This window comes from Flavobacterium hungaricum (genome assembly GCF_015182285.1).
In the GTDB taxonomy this organism is placed as follows: Bacteria; Bacteroidota; Bacteroidia; order Flavobacteriales; family Flavobacteriaceae; genus Flavobacterium; species Flavobacterium hungaricum.
In genome coordinates, this window is the sequence record NZ_PRDM01000003.1 from 49,783 (window position 1) to 75,854 (window position 26,072).

At 35.4% G+C, this 26,072-nt stretch carries 22 protein-coding genes; 9 read left to right on the plus strand and 13 right to left on the minus strand.

Annotated features, from left to right (window positions below; genetic code table 11):
• Positions 1-194: 194 nt before the first annotated feature.
• The gene (locus C4F50_RS13545) at positions 195-3,437 is read right to left on the minus strand and encodes a CheR family methyltransferase (RefSeq protein WP_194139193.1); all 3,243 of its coding nucleotides are present in this window, start codon (positions 3,435-3,437) and stop codon (positions 195-197) included.
• 486 nt (positions 3,438-3,923) lie between these two features.
• Here C4F50_RS13545 and C4F50_RS13550 point away from each other — a divergent pair, with 486 nt between their 5' ends.
• From C4F50_RS13550 to C4F50_RS13580, 7 genes are all read left to right on the plus strand, one after another.
• A complete protein-coding gene (locus tag C4F50_RS13550) occupies positions 3,924-4,109 on the plus strand; it encodes a hypothetical protein (RefSeq protein ID WP_194139194.1) in 186 nt (61 codons plus the stop codon).
• Positions 4,110-4,134: 25 nt separating this feature from the next.
• The gene (locus tag C4F50_RS13555) at positions 4,135-4,791 is read left to right on the plus strand and encodes a DUF6766 family protein (protein WP_194139195.1); all 657 of its coding nucleotides are present in this window, start codon (positions 4,135-4,137) and stop codon (positions 4,789-4,791) included.
• Positions 4,792-4,921: 130 nt separating this feature from the next.
• Positions 4,922-5,749, plus strand: a complete 828-nt coding sequence (locus C4F50_RS13560) for an STAS domain-containing protein (RefSeq protein ID WP_194139196.1) — start codon at positions 4,922-4,924, stop codon at positions 5,747-5,749.
• Positions 5,750-5,767: 18 nt separating this feature from the next.
• Positions 5,768-6,166 carry an STAS domain-containing protein gene (locus tag C4F50_RS13565; RefSeq protein ID WP_194139197.1) on the plus strand — a complete coding sequence of 133 codons (399 nt, stop codon included), beginning with the start codon at positions 5,768-5,770 and terminating at the stop codon, positions 6,164-6,166.
• Entirely contained in the window at positions 6,147-6,560 is a 414-nt protein-coding gene (locus tag C4F50_RS13570) for an anti-sigma regulatory factor (RefSeq protein WP_194139198.1), read from the plus strand. Before C4F50_RS13565 ends, C4F50_RS13570 begins: the two co-directional genes overlap by 20 nt.
• On the plus strand, positions 6,553-7,566 hold the full coding sequence (locus C4F50_RS13575; RefSeq protein ID WP_194139199.1) for a SpoIIE family protein phosphatase: 1,014 nt from the start codon (positions 6,553-6,555) through the stop codon (positions 7,564-7,566). The genes C4F50_RS13570 and C4F50_RS13575 overlap by 8 nt, the downstream gene beginning before the upstream one ends.
• 6 nt (positions 7,567-7,572) lie before the next feature.
• A complete protein-coding gene (locus C4F50_RS13580) occupies positions 7,573-9,204 on the plus strand; it encodes a sensor histidine kinase (protein ID WP_194139200.1) in 1,632 nt (543 codons plus the stop codon).
• A gap of 37 nt (positions 9,205-9,241) precedes the next feature.
• Here the strand turns inward: C4F50_RS13580 and C4F50_RS13585 are convergent, their stop codons facing one another.
• The 9 genes from C4F50_RS13585 to C4F50_RS13625 form a co-directional block, all read right to left on the minus strand.
• The gene (locus C4F50_RS13585) at positions 9,242-9,619 is read right to left on the minus strand and encodes a hypothetical protein (RefSeq protein ID WP_194139201.1); all 378 of its coding nucleotides are present in this window, start codon (positions 9,617-9,619) and stop codon (positions 9,242-9,244) included.
• 161 nt (positions 9,620-9,780) lie between these two features.
• On the minus strand, positions 9,781-10,335 hold the full coding sequence (locus C4F50_RS13590; RefSeq protein ID WP_228012024.1) for a YceI family protein: 555 nt from the start codon (positions 10,333-10,335) through the stop codon (positions 9,781-9,783).
• A gap of 5 nt (positions 10,336-10,340) precedes the next feature.
• Entirely contained in the window at positions 10,341-10,736 is a 396-nt protein-coding gene (locus C4F50_RS13595; protein WP_194139203.1) for a cytochrome c, read from the minus strand.
• Between the two features lie 11 nt (positions 10,737-10,747).
• Positions 10,748-11,590: a DUF5777 family beta-barrel protein gene (locus C4F50_RS13600; RefSeq protein ID WP_194139204.1), complete on the minus strand. Its 843-nt coding sequence runs from the start codon at positions 11,588-11,590 to the stop codon at positions 10,748-10,750.
• Between the two features lie 8 nt (positions 11,591-11,598).
• On the minus strand, positions 11,599-12,003 hold the full coding sequence (locus tag C4F50_RS13605; RefSeq protein WP_194139205.1) for an OB-fold protein: 405 nt from the start codon (positions 12,001-12,003) through the stop codon (positions 11,599-11,601).
• Positions 12,004-12,059: 56 nt separating this feature from the next.
• Positions 12,060-12,932 carry a COG4315 family predicted lipoprotein gene (locus C4F50_RS13610; RefSeq protein WP_194139206.1) on the minus strand — a complete coding sequence of 291 codons (873 nt, stop codon included), beginning with the start codon at positions 12,930-12,932 and terminating at the stop codon, positions 12,060-12,062.
• A 127-nt stretch (positions 12,933-13,059) separates the two neighbouring features.
• Positions 13,060-15,507, minus strand: a complete 2,448-nt coding sequence (locus C4F50_RS13615) for a TonB-dependent receptor (protein WP_228012025.1) — start codon at positions 15,505-15,507, stop codon at positions 13,060-13,062.
• 84 nt (positions 15,508-15,591) lie between these two features.
• The gene (locus C4F50_RS13620; RefSeq protein ID WP_194139208.1) at positions 15,592-16,491 is read right to left on the minus strand and encodes a FecR family protein; all 900 of its coding nucleotides are present in this window, start codon (positions 16,489-16,491) and stop codon (positions 15,592-15,594) included.
• A gap of 50 nt (positions 16,492-16,541) precedes the next feature.
• The gene (locus C4F50_RS13625) at positions 16,542-17,057 is read right to left on the minus strand and encodes an RNA polymerase sigma factor (protein WP_194139209.1); all 516 of its coding nucleotides are present in this window, start codon (positions 17,055-17,057) and stop codon (positions 16,542-16,544) included.
• 197 nt (positions 17,058-17,254) lie between these two features.
• On the opposite strand from C4F50_RS13625, the gene C4F50_RS13630 reads away from it, so the two are divergent.
• On the plus strand, positions 17,255-18,277 hold the full coding sequence (locus C4F50_RS13630; RefSeq protein ID WP_194139210.1) for a hypothetical protein: 1,023 nt from the start codon (positions 17,255-17,257) through the stop codon (positions 18,275-18,277).
• Positions 18,278-18,471: 194 nt separating this feature from the next.
• On the opposite strand, the gene C4F50_RS13635 is transcribed toward C4F50_RS13630, so the two are convergent.
• The 3 genes from C4F50_RS13635 to C4F50_RS13645 form a co-directional block, all read right to left on the minus strand.
• On the minus strand, positions 18,472-19,578 hold the full coding sequence (locus C4F50_RS13635) for a PepSY-associated TM helix domain-containing protein (protein ID WP_194139211.1): 1,107 nt from the start codon (positions 19,576-19,578) through the stop codon (positions 18,472-18,474).
• Positions 19,579-19,616: 38 nt separating this feature from the next.
• Positions 19,617-22,061: a TonB-dependent receptor gene (locus C4F50_RS13640; RefSeq protein ID WP_194139212.1), complete on the minus strand. Its 2,445-nt coding sequence runs from the start codon at positions 22,059-22,061 to the stop codon at positions 19,617-19,619.
• 213 nt (positions 22,062-22,274) lie between these two features.
• On the minus strand, positions 22,275-24,557 hold the full coding sequence (locus C4F50_RS13645; RefSeq protein WP_194139213.1) for a cation:proton antiporter domain-containing protein: 2,283 nt from the start codon (positions 24,555-24,557) through the stop codon (positions 22,275-22,277).
• A 285-nt stretch (positions 24,558-24,842) separates the two neighbouring features.
• On the opposite strand from C4F50_RS13645, the gene C4F50_RS13650 reads away from it, so the two are divergent.
• A complete protein-coding gene (locus C4F50_RS13650) occupies positions 24,843-25,958 on the plus strand; it encodes a ligand-binding sensor domain-containing protein (RefSeq protein ID WP_194139214.1) in 1,116 nt (371 codons plus the stop codon).
• The last annotated feature ends 114 nt before the right edge of the window (positions 25,959-26,072 follow it).

Consider the following 26,072-nt stretch of genomic DNA (forward strand, 5'->3'; position numbering starts at 1 on the left):
TTTTAAATTTTAAAAAAGCAAACAGAACTCTCACTTGCAGTTTTACCGCCGGTAAAAGTTATGTTTGTTCTTTCCATCAAAAGTAAATTATACTAACAAGGCGTTTTTATAATATTGTGCGATATAGTTTCACAATTACCAGCATTTCAATTGATTAAGAAATAATGACAACGGTAATGTTTAAATTTCCCCTATTAGGAACTAAATAAAGGAAGATATAAGTTTACTGTGGTTCCTACAGAAGGCTTGCTGGATACTTTAATAAAACCGCCATGATTGGAAACTATTTTTTGTACCAACGCCAGTCCAAGTCCGCTTCCATAGTGCAGGTCATTACTGTCAAGTTTATAGAAAGGTGTAAAGATCAATTTCTCAAAATCCTCATTAAATCCTATTCCATTATCACTTACATACAGCCTGATGAAGTTTATTTTGGAGTCAGCGCCTAATTCGGTAATTTCTTCAGGTTCAGGATAAGAAATTCCGATTTTTATTTCGGGTACAGTGTCCTTTTTGGTATATTTTATTGAATTTGAAATTAAATGGGTCAACAGCAGCTGTATTTGAGGCGCTATAATTTTAATTGTCGGAAGGGGAGCGCTTATGATAACAGCATTATAGTCTGTAATTATGGTTTTTAAATCACTTAGTGTTTTTTTGAGAAGGACGGTAAGATCTGTTTTTTTAAATTCTTTTTTAGAAAAATATATTTTGGAATAATCTAAAAGATCTTCAATCAGCTGATTCATATTTACTGCCGCGCTTAGTAATCTTTTTACAGTATGTCTGCCAGATTCACTTAGATTTTTTTCATTATCTAAAATTTTTTCTCCAAACATGTATATCTTTCTAATGGGCTCCAGTAAGTTACTGCTGGCGGCATCCGTAAAAGATTCTAATTGCCTGTTATAGTCTAGAAGTTCTATGTTTTTGCTTTTTAAAGATTCCCCGCTGTGTTCTAATTCTGTAATATCTTCCAAAGCAATAAGAATCATGCCTTCGGGAATGGAGTTTAAAATGGGAGATGCGTTTAAAATCATGATCTGCTTCTCACCGGCAGAAGATTGTAATTCTATTTTAATATTTTCTACTATATTGTTTTGAGACAGTTTTTTTAGAATTGTTTCTTTAAATTGCGGTTCATTCCATTGCCCTTTTATTATTTCAAAAATTGAAAAACCTTCTGTATTTTCTTCCTGGGTTTTAAAATATTTGTAAAAAGCAGGATTAGCATTTTTGACAATAAAATTTTTATCAATAATAATTAAAGGTTCTCGTATGGTTCTTACAATCGATTCGTAAAAATTCCGCATCGAGGCGAGTTCATCACGACCGTCCTGAAGTTCAAAATTAATATAGGATAATTCTTTGTTATTGGATTGAAGTTCTTCTGTCGAAATTTCGAGCTGCTCATTTATAAGCTGCAGTTCATCAGTGCTGCTCAGCAGTTCTTCATTTGTGGTCTGCAGTTCTTCAAAATAAATCTGTTGTTCTTCGGTAACTCTTTTAAAATCACCTCGCAGCTGGAGCAGTTCCTTTTCTAATTCTTCGGTTCGATTTTCGCTGGTTCGATTTTGTTCGGGAGGCAAGACCTTTTTTTTGCAAAAAATAATCAATAATAATTCGATATTAGAAGGAAGAAATATAACCTCAAAAGAGGTTAAAAAAGATTGTTTTTTTACGCTGATACTTTCTCCAGAAAAGTTTTTTTTCTCGTTACGGGCTTTTAAAATCGCATTTCTCAATTCGAAACCAATCTCTTCAGACACCATACTTAAAATATTGAAGCTTGGTTTTCCAACAGGAGGCTGTAAAAAAGGACTGGTATCTCCATGAAAATGAACTATTTCTAAGTCTTCGTTAATGATTACAGCGGCAGGAGAATACTGCTCTAAAAGAATATCTGAAGCAATTTTTCTATAATCTGTTTCAATACCTTTTACCAATGGAGTATTTTTTGTTCTGCTGCCTGGAAAAATAAAATCAGGGCGGAAGATTTTATTTTTAATATCCTCCTGTTTCCGAATGTAAATCTTATCCTGTTTTTCTATTATGTTAAACAAATTTGGAACATTGTTTGCTGATTCCGATCGGCCCAAAAACAAATATCCCTTGTCTTTGAGCGCATAATGAAAGGATTCAAAGATTTGATTTTGTAAATGTGAATCAAAGTATATCAGTACATTTCGGCACGATATTAAATCAATCTTTGCAAAAGGCGCATCTTTAGTCAGATCATGCAGGGCAAAGACACATTTATTGCGGATATTTTTATTGACATGATAAGCGCTGTCTCTTTTAGTAAAGTATTGTTCGATTCTTTCTTCACTTATATTTTTCACATCCTGCATAGTATAGACCCCCGAACGGGCTTTTGCGATGCATTTTTCAGACAAATCCGAAGCAAAAATCTGAACCTTTATATCCTTATTATTTATTTTTTTAAGATATTCATCAATACAAATGGCCAGCGAATACACTTCTTCGCCGGTCGAACATCCAGCAGACCAGATTCTTAAACTCTGATTGCTTACATTCTCAATTAGAGACGGAAAAACGGTCGAAGCCAGATTATCAAAATACAATTGATCTCTGAAAAAATAAGTTACCGGGATAAGGAAATCATAAAACAAAAGATCTTGTTCCTGCAGGTTGGTTTTAAGTAAATTCAAATACCTTTCGATGGTGTTCTGGCTGGTATTTACCATTCTTTTGGCGATACGTCTTCGAAGGGTTTGATATTTATAATGATAAAAATCGGTGCCGGATTTTACAGACACAAGAGCAATAATTTCTTCTAACAGCTTTTGTTCATTTTCTGACGTTTCTTCTTCAAAATAAGCGTGAGCGGCTAAATAACTATTTTGTATTTCAAGTAATTTAGAAACAATTTTTTCGGGTGCCGCAAAATAATCTATGTATTCTGCTGTGCTGTCGTTCTGATTTTTATTTTGCAAAACAGCAAGAGTGGCACCGCCAAATTCTTTTAGTTTTTTAAGTCCTGCCGCACCATCTAGTTGATTTGAAGAAAGGATTACTCCAAAGGCATAGCTTTTATAAACAGAAGAAAGAGATTCAAAAAATAAATCCATACAGCTGTTTACATTACTGCTGCGTGTTCGGGGTTTAAGTTTTAATATTCCATTTTCTAAAAACAAAAAATTGTTTTCGGGAATAATATAAATATGATCGGGAAGTAATGCTATATCATGGACAATTTCGGCAATAGGAATTTTAGAATATTCTGCGAGCTGCTCGACTAGTTTTTGGGATTGCGGGAAATATAAATTTTCTATAATTATGTAACTCATTCCTGACGCTTCAGGAATTTCAAAAATGATCTTCTTTAATATTTCAATTTCTGCGGCTGTAGAGCCAATACCAACAACAGGGAATAACGGTGAAGTTATTGTTTCTGTTTCATTAGATGTCTTCATGCATTTTAAGTTTTTTTTAAATGAAAATATTTCATTATGCTTAAAAAAATTATACCGAAATCTCTTTTAGAAATCCAGCTATTTATTATTAGGACATAACCCGTAAACTTAAGCAATATACTCAAGTTGTTTTTATACAATTGAGCGGCTTGTTTTTTATAATTAACATGCTGGATGTTAATGTTTTAAATTGTTGTAAGTGAGAAAATTGCGCCCGTTGAAATGCTGTTGCCTACTAAGAGCGGCAATTCTTATTCCTGCATAAAATTTACCTTTACTATATAACAGATCGTTATTGAATTTGTAAATTTTAAGTAATTGAAATATAGTAGTTTATTTGTGTTTAAGGGGAATAATATAAATAAAGTATAACAATAATGTAAAGTACTCCGATAAAGCTTCTATACCTTTATTTTTGAAATTAAGCAGCAAAATTGTCTGCTCTTAAGGGGTAAAAACATTTTTTAATTATTAAATATAAATCTTATGTATAAAAAAGGACAACACGTGAAGCAGGAATTTGGCACACAGGTGATGAAAGTTGTTGGCTTTGAACCCGAATTGATAGAGGAAGTTATAACAGAATGGGAAGATGAGGCAGGAACTATTATAAAAGGAAAATTTATGGAATCTCAGTTAATGCCTGCGGAAGATGAAGTAGAGAAAAAATAGTTTGCAATATGTTACACCTAAGATCATGAAAAATTTTTTGCGCAATAATGGGCTTTCGATTTGTTTCTTTCTATTATTTGTAATCTCTTTTGCAGGACAGGTTTTATTTGGATTTGTAGAACACAATAAAGATCTTTTAGAAGACGGAGCCTCACAAATCAGTTTGGCTGCTTATTTTTCAACAGGACATTTTTTAGAATCTACATTTGAAAACTGGGAAAGTGAATTTCTTCAGATGGGTTTATTAGTAGTATTGACTATTTTTTTACAGCAGAAAGGTTCTTCAGAGTCTAAAGATTTTGATAAAGAGGAAGAGGTCGACAGAGAACCATCGGCTGCAAGAAAAGATGTTCCCTGGCCGGTGAAAAAAGGAGGATGGATATTATCTCTGTACAAGCATTCTTTAAGTATTGCCTTGTTTTTATTGTTTTTTATTTCTTTTGGCGCTCATTTTTATGGGAGTTTGAAAGATGAAAATGAAAAACTGGCATTAAAAGGGCTGCCGCTTGAAACTGCTTGGACATATATGGGAGATTCTCGATTTTGGTTTGAGTCTTTTCAGAATTGGCAGAGCGAATTTCTGTCGGTATTTGCGATAGTCATTTTTTCGATTTATCTGAGACAAATTGGGTCTTCTCAATCCAAACCGGTAGACGCTCCGCATGTGCAGACAGGAGAATAGTTGCAGCTTTGAAAAACAGATTGTATATCAAAGAATTAACGGATTGATTTTTACAAGTATTTTCTGAATTTAGAGGCTGTTGCTAACATTAATTGTCTACATTTACACGAATATCCAAATATCACTACAAATGCAGAACAATCTCCTGGCAAGCTTGAAAGAGCACCAAAACAAATTATTGACTACATGGTCTCAGCTTTTACAAGCAAACGGTTCTACTGACGGAGTAACAGAAGAAGAAGAATCAAAGGAGTTCGCAGCCCTTTTACTTGATGCTTTACAGCATTCAAATGGAAATACTGATTCAGACGAATTCGAAAAGGTTTACGATCTGTTAATCGGAATTTCAAGTTCGAGAGGGAGACGTGGTTTTTCACCTCGTGAAAATGCCCAATACCTGATAGCTTTTAAGGAAGCAGCTTCTAGTATTCTTTCAGAAATAGAATCTGATCCTGTAAAATTATACAGCGCTAATTTAGAGCTGAGCACACTGCTGAATAATATGACAATCCTCACTTTTGAATCGTATATGAAAGGACGTGAAGATGTCATTTCAAGACAGATTGATGAGATCAGTGAGATTTCGACTCCTGTTATCCGCGTTTGGGATGGTGTTGTGGCACTTCCTATCATTGGGACATTGGACAGTTCCAGAACCCAGGTGGTAATGGAAAATTTATTGCAGCAGATTGTGGATACAGGAAGTTCTATCGCCATACTTGATATTTCAGGCGTGCCGGCAGTAGATTCTCTTGTAGCGCAGCATCTTATAAAAACGGTAAGTGCAACCCGATTAATGGGCGCAGAATGTATTATAAGCGGCATACGCCCTGAAATTGCACAGACGGTGGTTCATTTAGGGATAGATCTTACGGGAATCATTACTAAAGCATCATTGGCAAGCGCACTTCAAACGGCTTTTGACATGCTCCAGCTTACGGTTGTGAAAAGAAAATAACGAACTAAGATTACTGAAATGGAAAGAATTCCAATACTCAAGATGGGGGATTTTCTGCTGGTAACCATACAGGTAGATCTGTATGATCAATTGGCTGAAAATCTTGAATCTGATTTAATAAATACTATTAATAAACATAATTCAAAAGGTGTTTTGATTGATATATCAGCGGTTTCTATTATCGATTCCTTTATGGGAAGAATTTTAGGAAACATTGCCGTTATGTCAAAAATTATGGATGCACAGACTGTAGTGGTCGGTATGCAGCCTGCTGTAGCTATTACACTTGTTGAACTTGGATTGTCTTTAAATGGTGTTATAAGTGCCTTAAATGTTGAAAAAGGCATGGATTTGCTTCGCGCGAAAATGTACAATGGCGATAAGGAGGAGCAGACGTATGACGACAGCAACCAATAAAGAAGAACTGTTTATAGTAAAAGAACAGGATGTAGTTCCGTTACGCAACCGCGTAAAGGAATACGGCGTAAAAATTGGAATGAGTATTTTAAACCAGACCAAGTTGATTACTGCCACAAGCGAGCTTGTCCGTAATCTTCTTAAATATGGAGGAGGAGGAAGGGTGATCATAGAATCGGTAACCAACGGACGTGATCTTGGTGTACGTGTCATTTTTATTGATAAAGGACCAGGGATAAAAGATATCAATCTGGCCATGCAGGACGGTTACAGCACCGGAAAAAGTCTGGGGCTTGGTCTTCCGGGCACAAAAAGGCTGGTGAATGAATTTGATATTCAAACAGAATTAGGAAACGGTACAACCGTAACTATAATAAAATGGAAAAATGGATAATACTTTTTCCGTTTATAAAATTGACGATAGGAGTCTTATCGCTTTCATTAAAAGAGAGATACACAACCTAGCACTTCAGTTAGGTTTCAAAGCGCACAGAGCCGCTGAAACTGACATCATTATCGCAGAGCTTACTTCTAATCTTATTAAGTATGCAGACGGCGGAGACCTTCTTTACAGGGCACATCATAATGGAAGCTGTAATGTGATAGAAATATACTGTCTTGATAAAGGAACTGGTATTGATAATGTTGCCAAGATAATGAAAGACGGTTATTCTACCTCGAGTACATTAGGACAGGGAATTGGCGCTATTAAGAGATTAAGCAATGATTTTCAGATCTATTCGATGCGCGGGTGGGGAACTGTTCAATATATTAAAATCTGTGATAAGGCGGATGTTACAGTCCCAAATTCAACTACAGGATTGGATATAGCAGGAGTAAGTGTAAATTATCCAGGTGAGCGATTATGTGGAGATGGATATCATATTAAATATTCCAGAAAGGGTTTTCAGATTTTTCTTGGAGATGGATTAGGTCATGGGGCAAAAGCTCACGAAGCAGTTGAACAGGCAGTCAAGGCTTTTAAGCAATGTGCAGAAACTGATCCTGAAGCAGTGCTCCGCCATGTTCATGAACACGTTAAAAAAAGCAGGGGACTTGTCGCTACTATTGCCATTGTTGATTATGAGGCAGAAACTTGGAATATCTGCGGGATAGGCAATATCAATACACGGATCTATAACGGACTTGACAGCAAAACGTATACGCCATATAATGGCATTATAGGTCATAATATTCCGCGCACTATAAACAGCACTATTGTTCCCTATCAAAAACATCAGGTTATTATCATGCACAGTGACGGACTGCGTACGAGATGGAATCTGAATGAGCTGACTTCTATAATTAAACACAGTCCGGGAATTATAGCTTCGGCTTTGTATAAAGATAATGTGAGAGGAACTGATGATGCTACAATTTTGGTTGGAAAAATAATTTAAAGCTTTATGAAGGAAATTGTAAAAATTAATCTTGACAATGAAATGGACCTCATACTGGCTCATAAGCGCTCCATGAAAATTGCCGAAATGTGCGGCCTGCCTGTACCGTCGCAGACCCGTTTTTCTACTGCAGTTTCAGAAGTGGCAAGATGCTCAATTGCCAGTGGAAAAAATTCTGTGCTTGTTTTAGGAATCAATACTTTAAGAGCGAGCCATAAAGAAATACTGGCTGTGCTTACAGATAAAGTTGATCTTAAAAAGTGCAATCCCGAAGCTTATAAATATGCGGCCAAAATATCAGGTAATATAGAATATACTTTTTCTGACAACCAATCTGTAACCACTTTAAACCATCAGGTTCCATCACCGGGACTTCTTTCAGATGCTAAAATAAATACTCTGGCGGATTACTTCAAATATGAACCGCCGATTTCTGCTTATGATGAAATCAGAAAAAAGAATATTGAGCTTGTAGCGCTTTCAGAAAAGCTTGGAGAAAGTGAGAACCGATATAGAAATCTAGTAGATACCATTCCTGTTTTAATCTGTATTGTCAATGACCGCAGCAACGTACTGCTGGCAAATCATGCATTTGAAGTTTATCTAAAAACGCCTTTGATTGTTTTTGATAAAAAAAGCCTAGCAGCATTTATACATAATGATGATGTACATCTGATTATTGACGGATGGAGTGCCACAAAAAAAAACAAGAGGGATTTTTCTGCCGATATTAGAATTAAAAAGGAGGATGCTTATATCTGGCATAATGTTTCTATTATGCCGAATAAATCTGAAGACGGCACTATCAGCAGCTGGCTTATTTATTTTGTAAATAATAATGCCCAGAAAATGATTGTTGAAGCGCTGAAGGACAACTCAGAGCTGCGAAAAATTAAGCTTGAGCTGGAAAGTGCAAACTCAAAGCTAAAATTCAAAAACAAGGAACTGGAACAATTTGCTTTTATAACCAGTCATGATCTGCAGGAACCGCTCCGAAAAATCATGATCATGATTTCAAGAGCAGCAGAAAATTTAACCGAGCATCAAAAAACGCTTTATTATTTTGATAAAATTACTTTAGCAGCCGGAAGATTATCCAATTTGATTTCAGATGTGCTTAATTATTCGCGTGTCAATAATCACGATAAATTTACCACAAAAGTCAATCTTAATGATGTTGTCGCACAAACCTTGGACGACCTGAGTCTCATTATCGAAGAAAAAAAAGCAGTTATAAATTTTAGTCCGCTGCCAACTGTAAAAGGAATTGATACCCAGCTGCGCCAGTTGTTTTATAATTTAATCAATAATGCGTTAAAATTTAATGCAGCACAGCCGGCAATAAATATATCCAGCAGTATAATTTCAGCTCAAAGCGACACCGCTTTTGATCCTGCAGCGCCCTCGGGCAATTTTCATGTAATATCAATTCAAGATAATGGAATTGGAATGAATAGTGAATATTCAGGCCGTATCTTTGATATGTTCCAGCGGCTGCACCAAAAAGATCAATACAGCGGGAATGGCATAGGATTAGCCTTGTGCAAGCGTATTATTGAAAACCATAATGGCACCATTAATTTTAGCAGTATACCAGGAGAGGGAACAACTTTTTGGATTTATCTGCCCAATAATTAGCACTTTATTTTTATTGCTATACTGCTGTACATTTCACCTAATTCACCATTTTTGAATTAATAAATGATACTTCTTTGCGGATCGAATCAAACCACGCAATTTCTTTAGTAACTTCTGCGCAGCACTGGTTTTTGGAGTTGAAAAAACAGCTTTTAATATTGATTTTTCCACCTATATAACAATGTTTCATTTCAACAAAAAAAGATTCGGTAAACATTAGATTCTGATGCTTAACCAAAACCTGATTTCCTTCATGCAAATCAAGATGCAGCATTTTTAGCTTCTCTTTAGAAAATCCGTTGGCAAATAAAAAATGATACAATAATCGAAGCGTATATGAAATGTACGCGCTGTCTTCCATAACCATAAAATCATCTACGTCCTCTCCGGCAACAGTATAATTTTTACAAATCATTTTAAATATTGTTTAGGTTAAAAAAAAGAGGTCAGTTTATAGCAAACTGACCTCATAACATTAGTCATGTTTATTTGATCTTCCAAATCAAAAAGAGATTTCTTTAGCGAATAGAGGTGGAGATTTTCTATTGTCTAAAGATGTAATGCATTTGAAAAAGATCATTTTATTAATAAGAAATTGTAAGTGATTTTTATTTTATCAGCAATTTTTTTTCGTACCAGAGTTGGTATATCTATATCGTAATCTTCTGGTGTAACTTCAAAAGAACCAATGGCATTAACTCCGTTGGCAGCCTTCGAAATTTTCATGGTTACGGTTACCGGTTTGGTTTTTCCGTGAATGGTAAGATCGCCTTTTAAAGTAAAATTTTTAGGCGTATTGGTAATTTTAGAAAGATCAAAATCCTCTATTTTTCCTTTTAATGTGGCTTTAGAAAATTTTTCAGATTCCATGTAATTTTCGTTGAAATGCTCTTCCATTAAGGCTACTTTAAAACGAAATCCTTTTATAAGAACCAAAGCGGCGAAATCTCCGTTTGACTGCTCCAAAATTGCCGATACAGATTTGTTTTCGGCAGCCACTTCTTCATAATTAGGCATCGAAGCCTGAAATTTTATACTGCCTGTTTTGGTAATTAGCTTTTGTGCAAATGCATTGCTGCCCAAGGTAATAAGCAAGAGTAATACGCAGCAGTTTATAAATGTTTTTTTCATGATAATTAGTTTTCTTTTAAGCCGTCGGTATTCCATTTTACAATAATATCAATATTGGCTTGTGCCATTCTTCCTGCCTGAGGCATGATACCCTGCTGTCCAGTTTGTAATTGAATTCGACCTAATAAACCTGCGTTTTCAACAGCGGCTTTTACTTCAGCATAAGTGGTTAAAGGCCTGAAACCAGCAGATCTGCCGCTTTGGTGACAACCGATACAATTGGCATCAATAATTGATTTTACATTTTTGCTGTAGCTTATGGCAGCCGGCGGGTCTGTACCTGGTGTTTCGTTTCCTGGAGGAGTTACCGTTACAGGTGGCTCAATATCCTGATAAGTATCAGAATCGCTGCAGCTCGAAAGTGCAGCAAGTAAAATCGTGAATGCTATTAGTTTTTTCATAAGTGATAATTTTAAAATACTCTATATAAATTAAATCCAAAAAAGAAATCTCCTTTACCCCAGTCGCCGCTGGCATTTGTAAGGTAACCGCTTTCACTCATGGATTGGGAATTGGTAAATATTAATTGAAAAACGTGTCCTCCGGTTTCTACGTCCAAGCCGACTGACAATGGATCTTTATAAAAATCAGGCTTGTTAAAATTGTGCATATACTCTAAGTTGACCGATAATCTTTTGGTAATTTTATAACGGCCTCCTCCTCCAAAAGAAAACTGATTATCATTTTCGATTGCCGGATTATAAAGGTTTTTATGAATAAATGACGGTACTAATTCTAAGGAAAGTTTTTCGCTTACTTTTCTGGAAATCAGTAATTGTTGTACATAAGTCATACGGTGCTTGAATTCTAAGCCGGGATATTGTTCTTTTTCCAAAAAGGTATTGATATCCGCAACGCTGTAACCGACAATGTCAACAGGAAAATTGGCATTTTGTCTCATCATTCGGTATTTCAAACCCGTTTCGTACATTTTGTTTAAGGTATGTCTGGAGAGACTAACCGACAGCCAATCTGTAACGCCATAAATACCGCCCAATTTTGTAGTAGCGTTATCAAGACCAAAAAAGCTGTCAAAACCATCTTTAACAGAACCAAAACGGTGAGATACCACAAAATAAAATTCTTTTTTCGCAGCCATTTTGGTGGTTTGTAAAGTTACCAGCTGTAAAGCTTTAAAAGTTGCCGCAGAATAACTGTCTTCTACCTGTGTAGAATCAAGATCCTTGAGCAGATCATCCTGCGAATAGGCCATGGTAGCCAGAAAGAGGCAGATAGGGACTAAAAATTTCTTCATAAAATTGATTAATTGTTTGGATTAGTAAGGGTGCATTGGTCTAATTTAACCTCTTGAAAAAGCTCATCATAACCAATGCATTTGCCTTTAACTGTTATTTTATTATTAATGCTTTGCTTATTTGGTTTTTGAGCAAACAGGCAAAAAACAGTGTTTTCAAGCGTAATCACAGAATCTGTTTGTTTGGTTACTGTACCAGTGATTTCTACTGTTTTATTAAGATACAGAGCATCTGCTTTTTGCGGATCTGCGTCGTAATCGCTGAGTAATTTTGTTGCCGTTATAGTAAAATCGGGTGTTTCAGATGCTATATTACGGGCTTCTTTAAAGAGAAAACCGTAATAAAAATAAATGCCCGCCGAAACCAGTAACAATAAGACGGCAATTACAAGTGCTGTTTTTTTTCTTTTCATGTGGATGCTTAATTTTTCAGGAACGAATGAAGTACAATAGCAGTTTCTTGGAATCTTTAGATTGCAAGAGGCAGGTCTTTTACAGGTACCGGCCAAACAGCAGGACTAGGAAAACTGATTCCTTTATTGGCACCTCTTACGCCAGCATCCTGACCAAAATAATACAAAGGCCAGCCGTTGTAAACCAATTGTGATTTGCCAAATACAGTAATAACCGAAAACTTAGATTTGTCTAGAGTAGAAGGAACTACTATTTTGTCTGTTTCGTAGATGGGCCACACTGCATTGTTTGAAAAATCTGCTTTTGTAAAATTGTTTTTCTTGAAATTATCATTCTTGAAAGTGTACAGCGTTAGTCCTTTGGCATCTGTAAAATAAGTAGTCGATCCATCGCCAGCAGTATAATCTGATTTGTAGTTTTTGCCATCGTGCCCTACAAGCTGACTGCTTACCAGCATAACAGAATAATCCGGTTTTGCTATAAACCAAACGCCGCCAACTCCGTCACCGGTTGTTTTACCCGCCTCTTCTTGTGTATTGGTTCCGTTTACGTTTGGAGCGTAATAATACAAAGGCCAGCCTTTATAAGTAAGCTGTTTTTTGCCCGATGTAGTTGTTATCGTTGCAAAATCTGTAAACGTCAGCCCTGTACTTAATTTTTCAGCGGTTAAATTGTCTACATAAAATGGCGGCCAGACAGCTTCACATCCTCCTGAACAAGAGGCTTGTCCTTTTGCATCTAATGCAAAAAAGTATAACGATTTTCCGTCTTTATCAGAAAGATAAGAACCTAGTGTGGTACTGGTAGAAAGACTAATTTCTTTTTTTGTTTCGGGAGCAGGAGAGTCGCTGTTGTCACTGCTGCAGTTTACAAGAAAAGTTGCTCCTATAAGAGCAGCTAAAGCTAATTTAATTTGATTCGATTTCATTGTTTTACTTTTGATAAGGTTCAATAGTAAAACAGCCTTGATCGTTATTACCCTACCAAAGAATTGTTATTTTATAAAAAAAAATAAAAAAAAGGGTATAATTATTTTTAAAACCTTGAAAATAGTACTACAAAGAAACTCTAAAGCTCACATTTGGAGTTCGCTGCAGCGAAAACGTATCCACTTCTTCTATAGAATTGGTTAGCGAACTAATTCTGTAATATTCGCTGATTTCATTTTTTCGGTTCAGAATATTTAAGATGGAGATTCCTATTTTGTACTGAATTCCATTTGATGTTTCCCACTTATAAGTCGAAGAAATATTGACCTGTGAGAAAATATGCAGATTGGTATTATTCGGTCTGTTATAAAACAAAACAGGATCGGAAGGATCTATTTGCGCAAAATCGGGAGAGGTCTTTGGACGGCCTGAAGACCATTTTGTTCCCAAAGCAATTTTGAAATTATTTTTCTCGTAAATCCCCGCCCATGATAAAGTATGCGTGAGCTCAAAGTTATTTGGAAAAGTAGGATATTCGTAATTTGGGAAATGATAATTGTTTTCATTGTAAGTATAGCTAAACCAAGTTAGAAACTGATTTATTTTTTTTTGAATAAGCATTTCTGTTCCCCAAACTTCATAATCGCCGGTAGTTCGCACAAATTCTAATTGGTTCTGAAAACCTTGGCTGGAAGTTGTGATACCGTTTACTTTTTTATAAAAATTTTCAATGTCGATAAGCCAGTTGTTCTTTTTATAAAATAAATTTAAAGATAACTGTCTGCTTTTTTGAATGGGAATTGTAGTATTGTTTGAAATGATCCAGCGTCTTTTTTCAATCCCAAAATAATCTTTCTGCAAATCTATAATCTGTTGTGAGTTTTGACTTTTGATCTCACCCAAAAGCTCCAGATTTACACTTTTACTGATCCCGTAGGCCAATTGTATTCTAGGTTCTGCAATGTATTTTTTAAATTTTTCAATATAGTTAATCCGCATTCCGGCTTTAAAATAGATTTTGGAGATTGTATCGTTATACTTTCCTTCTACAATCAAAGCGTGAGTTCGCAGTACATCTTTTACCCTGCGATAAAAATCCGGATTCGTTACTTGTTCCAGATTAGTGATACCAATTTCATTAAACTGATAGCCTTCATTAAAACTAAACTTAGAATTAAGGATATGATTGTTTTCTAAGTTAATTCCGTTATTGTTAACTGTATTTTCCTGAATAGCTGCTTGATCTCCTAAAGTCATTTTTTGATTGGCTAGAAGTTCATAAGAAGAATTGTAGAAATTAATTTTAGTGGTGTTAAAGCTGTTCCAGTTCCTTCTCCATGATAAATTTCCTCCATAATTCTGCTGGCGCAGTACATTGTCTTCTGATTTAATAGTGTTGTAAACAGTGGCACTTTGAAAAACCTCCAGATTGTCTTTTATGGTAATTAAATCCAGTACTATTTGATCTTTTGAGCCTATTTTTTGGGCATATTTGAGTGTAGCATCGTAGAAACCAAATTTTTTGTCGCTTTGATAATTTACGTTTTGATTCTGAGAGAAATCTGTGATGGTGGTGTTTTGAAAAACCTTATTGAAATATTCTTTGTAAGTAGGAGTTTCTACAAAATCAGTAATCGATTTACGGGCAGAAATTTCAATGTAGCTTTTTTTAGAAAGATTGTATTTGGCATAAACATCTGCATTAATCATATTGATTCCTGCGCTAAACGAGTTTTTTTCTGCTGTTTCAGCAGTAGAAGAAATAGCCACAACACTGGATACACTTTCACCATAAAAAGCAGAACTTCCGTTTTTATAGATAGAAATTGTATGTGCTAAGTTGGGATTGAAAACGGATATCAAACCAAAAAAATGTCCCGTTTGAAACATTCGGATTCCATTCCATAAAAATAAATTCTGGTCGTGTGTACCGCCTCTAACATTAATGCTGGAAACACTTTCGTCGAGACTGTTTACACCAGGAATCTGCTGCATAGTCTGTAAAGCATCAGGTTCGATAAGTCCAGGAAGTATACCAAATTTTTTAGGTTTAATTTCAAACGATCCGTCGTTGTTTTTGGAGATTCCTGATGCTAAAATTGCATTGGCTTTTATCTCGTGCAGTTCGGTGATTTCAGGCTCCAGAAATATCTGTGGACAATTTTTAGAATCTAAATTACCGACTGCAATTCTTTTGGAAACAAAGCCTACGTGACTAATTGTAAACGTCGTTTTGTCTTCTTTTATAAATTCAAAATAACCTTCTGAATCGGTGGTAAACTGAGTTTTGTCAGGCAAACTAATATTTGCGTTTTCAATAGGTTTTTTATCTGCTGCAATAACATAACCGCAGATCATTTCTGGTGCGTTATCTTTTTTATAGATATTGATGAATTTGTTTCCTATATTTTCAAAAGATAAATTCGTTTTTTTACCCAGATATTCCAGTTTTTGTTCTAACGAAAGGGATCTTTTTGGAGGATTGATTTCCAGTCCTGCAATGTTATCCTCTGTGTAATTAAAATTGACATCATGTTGTTTTTCAATGTCAAGTATTATTTTTTTGAAAGGCATTAACTTGCTCTTGTCCTGAGCAGAAAGATTCAGGGCAAGGAGCATTAGAATAAACAAAAAATGAAATTGTCTGGGGCGGAGCATTTATTTTTCGTCAAAAATTATTTTGTTTTCAGAGACTTTTTTGGCTTTTAGATGATACGTTGTACTGATAATCTGCAAAGCTGTATTTAAGTCTTTTGCAGGTAACTTTCCTGTAAATAAAGAGATCGTGTCTTTGGCGTTTAACTCGATCTTAATATTGTATTGTCTTTCAACCTCTTCCAAAAGGCTTTGTATGTTTTCCTGATAAAAGCATATCTGATTGTTCATCCATTCTGGTTTCGATGAATTTACAGTCATTTTAATCTGCTTTCCGTTTTCAAAACTCACGCTTTGTCCGTGGGTTAACAGAATTTGAGTCGACGCATAATTTACTTTTACACGTCCTTCATAACACACCACATCAAACCTGTTTTTTCTGTTTTTAACATTAAACTGTGTTCCTAAAACGGTTACTTTTCCCAAGTTTGTTTCCACTTCAAATCGTCGGCCTTTTGCAACCTTGAAATACGCTTCTCCTTTTAACTCAAGATGTCTGTGATTGTCCCAATTCCACTTTTTATAGTTTATTTCGGAGCCGGAGTTTAAGACTACTTCAGAATGATCTGGTAACGAAAAAGTGGTTTGTTTTCCAAAAGCGGCAGTCTCTGTTTCAGACATAAAAACTTTCATCGCAAAGCTAACGCCAAGTGCGAGGACAAATAGGGCAGCAGCTCGAAACATCCATTTTCTGTATAACGGAACAACTTTTGGAGCTGGTTTTTTCTGGCTTAAAATGTTAGAAAGCATAGCATTTTCATCAAAGTCATCTGTCTCTAGATGAGCTGTATATTTCTTTATCTTTTGGTATTTTTCAAAATCAGGGCCCGCCTCAAATTCCGCCAATTCATCCGGAGACAAATCATCGTTGAGCCATTTTCCTAATAAGCGATCTTTTTTCATTTTATCGTATTATTTAATTAAAACAATTAGAACTAAATTTACCCTACTTTTTAGATATCAATTTCTTTGCGCAAACTTAAAAGGGCTAAATGAATGCGTTTTTCTACTGCCTTTACGCTGATATTGAGTTCTAAGGCAATTTCGCTGTATTTTTTGCCGTCTATTCGATGCATTAAAAAAGCAGTACGCTGTTTTTCGTTTAAGTTTTCTATGGCTTTTAAAAGTTTGGACTGAAACTGCTTTTCTTCCAGAAGATATTCGGGACTTTGATTTGTTTTATCTAAACCCGTAAAGTTTTTTTCATATTTAAGAACAACTTTCTGATGTGCAATCTGGTTTAGAGTAGTGTTGTTCGCAATCGTGTAAATGTATGATTTGGCTTTTTCTAACGGCACCGAAGCACAGTTCTGCCAAAGTTTTACAAATGCTTCCTGAGCGGCATCTTCTGCTTGTTCTGCATTGCCAAATTTGTATAAAAGAAAATTCCGAAGCGCTTTGATATGACTTTTGAAGAAAGACGAAAAAATTATTTCATCACAAGTATTGGATTGGTTTTTATCTGGCATGTAGGTTCTCAGTTTGTACGACGCAAAAGTATTTGTTTTTAATTGAAGTAGGGTAAAAGCAAAGACGATTGTTTAATAGAAGAATAAAATGGTATCGGCTTTTGATAATTTAGTATAGAAGAACATACTGAAATCCTTGTTGTTACTTTATTGAAAAAACAGTCTCTTAAATTTATTACCTTTGTAAAAACATAAATATGTTCCTTTTGAAAAAATATTTATCAATCGCAGCTTTCCTGTTCCTGCTGTTTTCCTGTCAAAGTGAAACAGAAGAACAAAATAATAATGCACAGGGAACAATTACAAATGTTTCCCCGCTGACTACATATCTGCAGCGCGTTGCAATGGTACAGACCGTTCAGGATAATGTTATCGACGGATCTAGCTATTGTACTATAAAACTCCCTTACACGGTTACTGTAAACAACGAGCAGATAGCAGTGAATACTACTGCCGATTATCAAAAGGTATTAGATAATATTAATGCCAGTAGTTATGATGATGATATTGTAAAAATTGATTTTCCTGTAACTATGGTATACTATAATTACATTGAAAAATTGATTCCTAATCAGGCAGATTTTGATTCTTTGATTGATTACTGGAACCTTTATCCAGATCTTTTATCTAAAATTAATGGATTAAAAATCAATTATCCCATAACAATTAATATTTACAACAGCGCTAGTCAGATAGCAAGTTCGCAATCGATTATAAGCGATCAGGCATTTTTTAATTTTATTAAAAATTTAAATGACAGTCAGTATATTTCTTTAAGATATCCTATCACGATAGCAGATTATAACGATCAGACAAAATCGATTACTAATAATTTAGAGTTTGAAAATGCTATTAAATATGCCATCGATTATTGTCCGGAAAATAATATTACAGCATTAGATTTTGAACAAACCCTAACAAACGGTTCCTGGGAAATTCCGTATTATTTTGACGATACTGTAAAAACCTCAAACTACAGCGGTTACTCTTTTGTTTTTAAAAGTGATAAATCTGTTGTGGCAGTTAAAGGCGGAGTTTACGAAACCGGTCAATGGGAAAGTACCCTTCAATATGGCGTGCGAGAACTGAAGCTGCATTTTACGAGCGAATTACTTGGTAAATTGAATTTTAACTGGAAATTATTTGAGTTTAATAATTCTCAGATACGATTAAGAGATGTAGGTGCTGCAACTGATTATCTGTACTTTCAGAAAAAATAAGTTACTACTAGAAGTGTGATTTTTTACCGCAAAGAGCGCAAAGGTTTTTCGCAAGGTTCGCAAAGTTTTATATAATGGTAAAGGTCGCAAAGTTTTGTATTCAACAAGCTTTGCGACCTTTAATTATATCTTATTTTAGAAAAAACCTTAGCGCTCTTTGCGGTAAAAAACTAATGAGCAGTTAAAAAAAAGGGTTACTTTTTCTTCTTCCTTCCCAGCCATATCAACAAACCCGTAATAGGCAGTGTCGCCGCAAAAAGACAGACCAAAAAAGCTAGAATTTTGGTGGGATAACCATAGATACTTCCTGTATGAATGGGATAAATAAGACGCCTTACTTTATCGCCATTGCTAAAAGATTCGTAAGGTTTTGTTTTTAAAAGTTCGCCCGTATATTTATCAAAATAAGCCATACTCGAAATGTTGGGTATTGATTTTTCGAGATTTAGTTTAATGACCATAATACTGTTTATCGTATCAGAAGGGATTCTGATTTGAGTATCTCCTTTGTATTTATAAATACTGTCAGTTTTTGAAAAGATGGTTTGATAGAAATAGGTTTTATCCAGTTTAGGGTCAACTTTTGTCGGGTTTTCAACTTTAGCCGAAGGTTTTTTTGTGGTTCCATCCGCAAATAAATAAATACCGCTTTCAAACCATTTAAAAGACCAGGTTAGTCCAGTAAGCGATATTGTGAGAAGAAACAAAAAGCTGTAGAATCCAAATGTGGAATGAAAATCCCAATTGACTCTTTTAAAAGAAGCGCTCCATTTTACGGTTAATCTCTGCTTTAGATTTTTCATTTTTTTCGGCCACCATAAAATAAGACCCGAAATGAGCAGAAAAACAAAAATAAGACAGCTGCAGCCTGTAATGAATTTTCCAGCATCACCTAAAATTAAATGACGATGTAAGTCCAATACGACAGAAAAAAAACTGCTTTCTTCGGCAGTTTGGCCCAAAACTTTTCCAGTGTATGGATCGACAGAAAAAATCTGGTCATTTTTATCGGCATCGGTTCCAGAAATAATGACAGTTCTTTTGGGATCTTGATAAGTCTGAATACGATCTAATTCTGTGATCGCATATTGTTTCCTGATGGCATTGACATAAAGGTCAACAGGCAATTTCGTTGTTCCAATACTAGAAACCTCATAAAATTCGGGATTGACAAAAGCATCAATCTCTTTTTCAAAAACTAAAATGCTTCCGGTAAGTGCAACTATAAGTACAATAAGCCCGGACGCAAGTCCGAGCCATAAATGTAAAAATCCAATATTTTTTTTAAATGTTTTATTCATGTAGGAGGAAGGAAATAGTTTCCCAATATAATGAGCTTTTAAAAAGAGTATCCCAAGGTTAAAAGCCAGTTTGAAGGTGCGCCAGGGAACAAACGGATAAAATCGTAACCGCCGACCCAATACGTTTTGTTCAGTATATTATTGGCATTTACCTGAATCTTAAATTTATTAATGTTGTAATATAATGCAGCATTAAATAAAGTATAGCCTGGTAAGGTTTGAGTGTCAGTCTGGCTTAGTGTGCGCGTAGTGGCAAAATTAGTTCCAAAGGCAAGTCCAAAATCTTTCAAAGCTCCGTTTGTAAAATTGTAACGTGTCCATAAGTTACCTTGCTGGCGTGGTGTGTTGGGTTTTTGTCTTCCAATTTCAGATTCAATCGGACTTTCAGAAATTGCAGCTTCATTATACGAATAAGCAGCAGAAATACTCCAGTTTCGTGTGATATTTCCATTCAAATCAATTTCAATACCTTTCGATTCTTCTTCTCCAATTGCTCGCATCAAGTCTGGATTTGCAGTATCGTTTGCTGGATAAAGCGTGTTTTTTTGTTGAATTTTGAAAACGGCAACCGTTACAAAAAGCTTTTCTTTGAACCATGAAGATTTTCCTCCAAATTCAATCATATTACTTTCTAACGGATCAAAAGGCCCGCCCGCATTTGGATTTGATAAAGAAGAAGCGGTCTGCGGGTTGTAACCTTTTACGTAAGTTCCGTACAAATTAATGTTAGGGTTAAGAGTGTAAGTCAGTCCAAAACGCGGTAAAAACGAATGTTGTTTTACTTTCTTTTCTGCAGCTTTTTTGTAGTTTTCCTTATCGGTGTATTCGTCGTAACGCACTCCAATTAAGGCCTGAAAAGCGCCAAATTTAATATGATCCTGAAGATAAACTCCATACAAAGAATAAAAAGTTGGATCAAAAGGACGGGCAGCATAAAAATACTTGCTCATGTCTTTTAACTGCTGCGACGCAGACGGGTTTGTGAGGTCAAAATGCGCCACGTTTGGCACTGGATTTCCTTTAGCATCCAATAAATAATTAGCTTTATTGGCAGGGTTATAGGTAGCAATTGATCCTGTATTAGTCGCATTTCGATATCCTGTAGCCTGTAATTGAGAACCTCCTGCGGGTACTTGTTCCTGCGCATAATCGTAACCCAGGATTAAGTTATGGTCTAATGATCCGGTTTTGGCTTCGTATTTAAAGAAAGCCGAAAGGTTATCGATATAACGTTTACGTTTACGCATAAAAACCTGCATTTCTATAGAAGTCGGGATTGTAGTTCCGTCACCGGCAGATGCATATTTATTGGCACCTCGATGCTCCAAAAGATCTTCTGTATAACCTGTACGGATGTACGATCCAGAAAATGACAAACGATCTGTAAATTGATGGTTTAATGAAGTTGTTACAATGTATGTTTCCTCATTTAAATAATCGTTGGTAGAATTTAAGGAGTTGGAAATTTTAGTAGAATACAAATTGTCTTCGTATGTCGATTGGCCGCGGTCTAATATGCTTTTTGAACTTGTATAAATCAAATCAAAATTGACACTTGTTTTGTCATTTGGAAGAAAAGACAGCGAAGGAGCAAGGACAATATTTTTATCGAATTGTAAATCCCTGAAAGAGTTGGCATTTTCATATCCTAAATTCAATCGGTATAAAAGTGATTTATCTTCTGTTAACGGACCTGTAAAATCGGCTAAAGCTCTCAAAGTGTTGAAACTTCCGGTAGAAAAACTCACGCTGTTGGCAGCCTGATCCAAGGGTTTTTTGGTTACTCTGTTGATAACTCCTCCAGGAGAAGCGTTTCCAAACAAAGCAGAAGAGGGACCTTTTAAAACTTCAACACGTTCCAGATAATTGGCAAGCGGCTGTTTCCAAAATCCTGTAGAGGTTCGCATACCATTCAGCAGCTGAGTGTTACTGCCACCGTTTATTCTAAAACCTCTAATCGAAATATCGTCGTAGAACGTAAACTGGCTTACCCCGCTGAAGTTTTTAACTACTTCGCCTACGCGGATGGAACCCTGATCGGCTATTAATTCTTTGGTTGCATACGATACCGCTTGCGGCAAATCTTTTAAAGCAATTTCTGTTTTTGCCCCAATAAAAGATTTTGTATTTCGGTACGATTTCTCTTTACGTCCCGTAATTTCTACAGTCTGCAGAGTATTAATGTTTTCCTTTAAAACAACAGAAAGATCCAGATTTTGACTTTCAGTCAGTTCTACAGTTCTTTCTTCCACTGTAAATCCCATTGCCGAGAAATAAACAGTGTATTTTCCAGGAGCAAGGTTGGTGATTTCAAAATTTCCTTTATCATCGGAAACAGTGTTTTTTTTGAGGGTTTTGATGGAGATAGAAGCATAAGAAACAGCTTCATTATTTTCGGAACTGATTTTTCCGGTAATGGTGGCATTTTGTGCAAGACCCATATTAAAAAGGCCTAACAAGACTAGGGAGAATATAAACTTCATGGCGGTTATTTATTTTTGACCGCAAATATATGTTTATTTAGATTAATTACAAATAATAATGTAATACTGTTCGATTATTCCAATAAATTGTAACGCGATTCTGATGTTAAACTCAATTTGGTAAATATTTGTAAAAAGATCGAAATGTTTAATATAGAAATCAAAGTAAAAAAAACGCCTCATTTAAAGAGGCGTTTACGGTATATTTTAAATTTAATTTTTCTCTTCAGAAATGATTAAAGTTGAAGGGATATTCGGCAGCCAGCTGCTTTTTGAATCTACCAGCTGTTTCCATCCATCAATGGATATAAGCATAAGACTGTGCTGTTCCAGAAAATCTTTTTCTATTGCTCTTTCACTTGTTAAAGAGAGCTGGCTTGGCGCTGCATGCTCCATATGTCTGATATTTTCTTTCGTATCCAGATCAGCCGTGATTTTTCCGTGAACGTCCAAAAGCGTAATTCTGGCGTTTGTGTTCTGAAGAAACTTCTGCACATAATTTTGAATCAGTTCCCAATCTTTTATTTCGAACAACGGTATAAATATGGCCGATAGATCAGATAAATCCTTGTCAATTAAGATACCTACCGGTATTTTAGATCTGCTTATAATTTGTCTTGTGCCATCATCAAAAACAGCCGATTCTAAAATGTTTTCCTTTCCAGTAACCGTATTGATTAATTTTTCAGGATTGATTATACGGGTAGTAAACCCTAAAACTTTACCTAGTAAACTGCCTTCATATATCGATCGTCCAAGTCCGATTAACAGCAGATCACTATTGCTTTTATTAGCCACATTTACAATCTCATTGTCAATATCTGATGAGGCTTTGAACATGGTTGTAATATTTCTGTTCAGATCTACTGATTCCTGAATTACATCTCTGAATCTTTCAGTTTCATAAGTATCGGTGTTGTAGTGGTGCAGTTCTTCAGTAGGCAGGAAATGCATTGCTGTAATTTCAGAACTTTCTGCTCTTTTATTAGATAATCCATCAGCTACTTTAAGCAGGGCTTTTCCCGATTCAGGTCTGTCAAATGACAATAGAATCCTGTATTTGTTTTTTAATGCGGTAGTTTCTTCATTTTCGTTACTGTCAGATTTAAACAACCAGTTGATTAAATCAAGTGTAGGTCCTGTCATAAAAGTTGTAGCAAGGGCCATAATGACCATCATAGAAAATAATTCAGGACTTAATACGCCAAGATCGTAACCTATATTCAGAGCTACTAATTCGGTCAGTCCTCTTGTATTCATAAGGGCACCGATAGACAAACTGTCTTTCCAGTTCTGACCCACAAATTTAGCGGCCAGCGTACTGCTCACAAATTTTCCGACAACGGCAACTGCAAATATCAGTCCTGCAATCTGCCATAAATACGGCTCATTAAGAAGTCCAATCTGCGTTCTTAGTCCGGTAAATACAAAGAAAAGAGGCAGTAAAAGAACCAATGCAACATCTTCTACTTTTTCGATAAAAAGATTTCTAAAACGGATATTTTCAGGCATAATAGCTCCTGCAATAAAAGCTCCGAATAAAGCATGAATTCCGATTACCTCAGTTAGATAAGAGGAAACCACAAGGGTAAGGAAAAAGATAGCCACAATCGGCTTGCTGATTTTATCGTTTTTGGCATATAAATCACCAATTCTTTTAAGGAAAGGACGCACTACTTTTATCATCAAAAACACATATCCAAGTGCTAAAAGGACCGTATAAATTGCACTTCCAAAAGAACCCGCTTTTACAATGGCAATCACTACCGCAAGAATACACCATGCGGTAATATCGTCTGCAGCGGCGCAGGTAATTACAATGGTGCCCAGTTTTGTTTTATGAATGCCTCGTTCCTGAACGATTCGTGCCAAAACTGGGAAAGCCGTGATACTCATAGCTATTCCGGCAAAAAGACCGAAAGAGGTAAATTGTACATCAGCAGGGGCAAATTCATCGTAAATGAAATAAGCAAGTCCCATTCCTAATACAAAAGGAATTATAATACTGGCGTGGCTGATTACAACTGCGTCATGGGCTTTATTTCGGAGAATTTTCATATCAATCTCCATACCCACGATATACATAAAGAGAATCAAACCAATCTGGCTCAGAAACTGAAGATTTCCTAATGATTCTGTTGGAAACAAGGCAGCTGAAAATTCAGGAAGGTACATACCAACGAGTGACGGCCCCATTACAATTCCGGCAATCATTTCCCCAATTACGGCGGGCTGTTTTATTTTGATACAGATCCAGCCAAAAATACGGGCAACAAAAATTATAGTAACAATCTGTGCCAGTAAAAGCGCTAAAGGGTGGTGCAGGTTTTTGATTAGTGAGTCAAGAAATTCACTCCATTGACTTTTGTCTGAGGTTGGGATTTTAAGATTTCGTCCTGTTTCTAGTTTTACGCCCATTAAGATAATCCAATACATAAGGATGGAGAATCCGCCGATAATACCAACGTAAAAAATACCGTTTCTAAATTTTTTCATTTGTGCTGCTTTAAAATTTTTCCTGATTAAATGCGGCAGAATACAGATTATTCTGTGACATTTTTGGGATCAAATAATTTATAAATCGTGCAATTTTAAAACAAAATTTACGGCCTCCCAAAGGCATTATTTGATTTTGTAATAACAAGGAAAAAAACTGTAATGAAACAGAATTTAAGATTAGATTGGCACTTAATCGGGCTGCCCTTATTAATATGGATTTTTTATTTTTACAATAATCCATATACCATAAATTTGATGGAATTTAAATTAGAAAGCAACAGTATGAAAGTAAAATTACATTGTCAAAATTCATTGATCTTTTATTGCACATTTTTTATTGCTGTAACAATCTCTTGTAATAATAAAAGGCAGCCAAAAGAGGAGAATAAGAAAGTAAATGCTGAAAAAAGTATTCTAAACCTTGAGAGAGAAATCAACCCGCTAAAATTAAAATACACAACAGGAGTTCGTGCAATTTTGGAAGATAGTAAAGGAAATACTTGGTTTGGCAGTTTTAATGAAGGCGTTTGTCTGCTTCATAATGGCAAATTTCAATATTTCACAACAGAAAATGGATTAAGCCACAATCAGGTAAGAAATATTTATGAAGATAAAAACGGCATCATATGGTTTGAATGCGGCAAAGGATTAAGTATATATGATGGGCAAAAAATGTCTATTTACAAAGAAAGAAATTATGATTCAAGAACACAATGGAAATTAGGAGATAAAGACATTTGGTTTAAAGGTGATGAATTAGAGGGCTATAACCAACTTGAAAAGACTCCGGGAGTGTACCAATATGATGGAAAAAAACTTTTCTATCGCACATTTCCTGTTACATTAAAATCTGAAAATGAGCGTAGGTTTCATTATGCGATTTCAACACCTTTTTTTAAAGGTAAAAATGGCACAATTTGGTTTGGAGCCTACAAAGCGTTAATTGGATATAATGGCTCAGATTTTAAAATAATAACAGATGAATATCTTGAGCTAAAAGAAGAAGATTATTTACATATTAGAGGCTTTTTAGAAGACAGCAAAGGAAATCTTTGGATTGCTAATAATGGCAGCGGTGTTTTAAGGTATGATGGAAAAAAAACAATTAATTTCACAACACTACAAAAATTGAAAAAGGAACACACTAAAGGCAATTCACTGGAGAGGGCTTTCTCTATTGGAGAGGATACTTTAGGGAATATTTGGATTGGAACTGTAGAATCTGGGGTATGGAGATATGATGGCAATTCGGTTAAAAATTTTACCAAAGACGACGGACTTGACAGCAAACAGATTTGGACTATATATAAAAGCAAACAAGGAGAATTGTGGTTGGGAGGGGCAAGTCCAAGTGGGGTATATCGATTCAATGGCAAGTCTTTTGAAAGAAAATATTAATTAGAAGCATGAAGAACAATAATTGCTGCTACGGATTTAGAAAACAATTTTTCACTGGAAAAAATACTGATTCTAAGCGGTGCAAAATTCGCACTTATTCAAATAAAAAAATCA

Coding starts and splice junctions, on each gene's coding strand:
- C4F50_RS13570 (WP_194139198.1), top strand. CDS start 6,147: ATGACGACAGCAACCAATAAAGAAGAACTGTTTATAGTAAAAGAACAG.
- C4F50_RS13595 (WP_194139203.1), bottom strand. CDS start 10,736: ATGAAAAAACTAATAGCATTCACGATTTTACTTGCTGCACTTTCGAGC.
- C4F50_RS13650 (WP_194139214.1), top strand. CDS start 24,843: ATGAAAGTAAAATTACATTGTCAAAATTCATTGATCTTTTATTGCACA.
- C4F50_RS13585 (WP_194139201.1), bottom strand. CDS start 9,619: ATGATTTGTAAAAATTATACTGTTGCCGGAGAGGACGTAGATGATTTT.
- C4F50_RS13545 (WP_194139193.1), bottom strand. CDS start 3,437: ATGAAGACATCTAATGAAACAGAAACAATAACTTCACCGTTATTCCCT.
- C4F50_RS13610 (WP_194139206.1), bottom strand. CDS start 12,932: ATGAAATCGAATCAAATTAAATTAGCTTTAGCTGCTCTTATAGGAGCA.
- C4F50_RS13605 (WP_194139205.1), bottom strand. CDS start 12,003: ATGAAAAGAAAAAAAACAGCACTTGTAATTGCCGTCTTATTGTTACTG.
- C4F50_RS13590 (WP_228012024.1), bottom strand. CDS start 10,335: ATGAAAAAAACATTTATAAACTGCTGCGTATTACTCTTGCTTATTACC.
- C4F50_RS13560 (WP_194139196.1), top strand. CDS start 4,922: ATGCAGAACAATCTCCTGGCAAGCTTGAAAGAGCACCAAAACAAATTA.
- C4F50_RS13635 (WP_194139211.1), bottom strand. CDS start 19,578: ATGAATAAAACATTTAAAAAAAATATTGGATTTTTACATTTATGGCTC.
- C4F50_RS13645 (WP_194139213.1), bottom strand. CDS start 24,557: ATGAAAAAATTTAGAAACGGTATTTTTTACGTTGGTATTATCGGCGGA.
- C4F50_RS13630 (WP_194139210.1), top strand. CDS start 17,255: ATGTTCCTTTTGAAAAAATATTTATCAATCGCAGCTTTCCTGTTCCTG.
- C4F50_RS13600 (WP_194139204.1), bottom strand. CDS start 11,590: ATGAAGAAATTTTTAGTCCCTATCTGCCTCTTTCTGGCTACCATGGCC.
- C4F50_RS13620 (WP_194139208.1), bottom strand. CDS start 16,491: ATGAAAAAAGATCGCTTATTAGGAAAATGGCTCAACGATGATTTGTCT.
- C4F50_RS13575 (WP_194139199.1), top strand. CDS start 6,553: ATGGATAATACTTTTTCCGTTTATAAAATTGACGATAGGAGTCTTATC.
- C4F50_RS13625 (WP_194139209.1), bottom strand. CDS start 17,057: ATGCCAGATAAAAACCAATCCAATACTTGTGATGAAATAATTTTTTCG.
- C4F50_RS13580 (WP_194139200.1), top strand. CDS start 7,573: ATGAAGGAAATTGTAAAAATTAATCTTGACAATGAAATGGACCTCATA.
- C4F50_RS13640 (WP_194139212.1), bottom strand. CDS start 22,061: ATGAAGTTTATATTCTCCCTAGTCTTGTTAGGCCTTTTTAATATGGGT.
- C4F50_RS13555 (WP_194139195.1), top strand. CDS start 4,135: ATGAAAAATTTTTTGCGCAATAATGGGCTTTCGATTTGTTTCTTTCTA.
- C4F50_RS13565 (WP_194139197.1), top strand. CDS start 5,768: ATGGAAAGAATTCCAATACTCAAGATGGGGGATTTTCTGCTGGTAACC.
- C4F50_RS13550 (WP_194139194.1), top strand. CDS start 3,924: ATGTATAAAAAAGGACAACACGTGAAGCAGGAATTTGGCACACAGGTG.
- C4F50_RS13615 (WP_228012025.1), bottom strand. CDS start 15,507: ATGCCTTTCAAAAAAATAATACTTGACATTGAAAAACAACATGATGTC.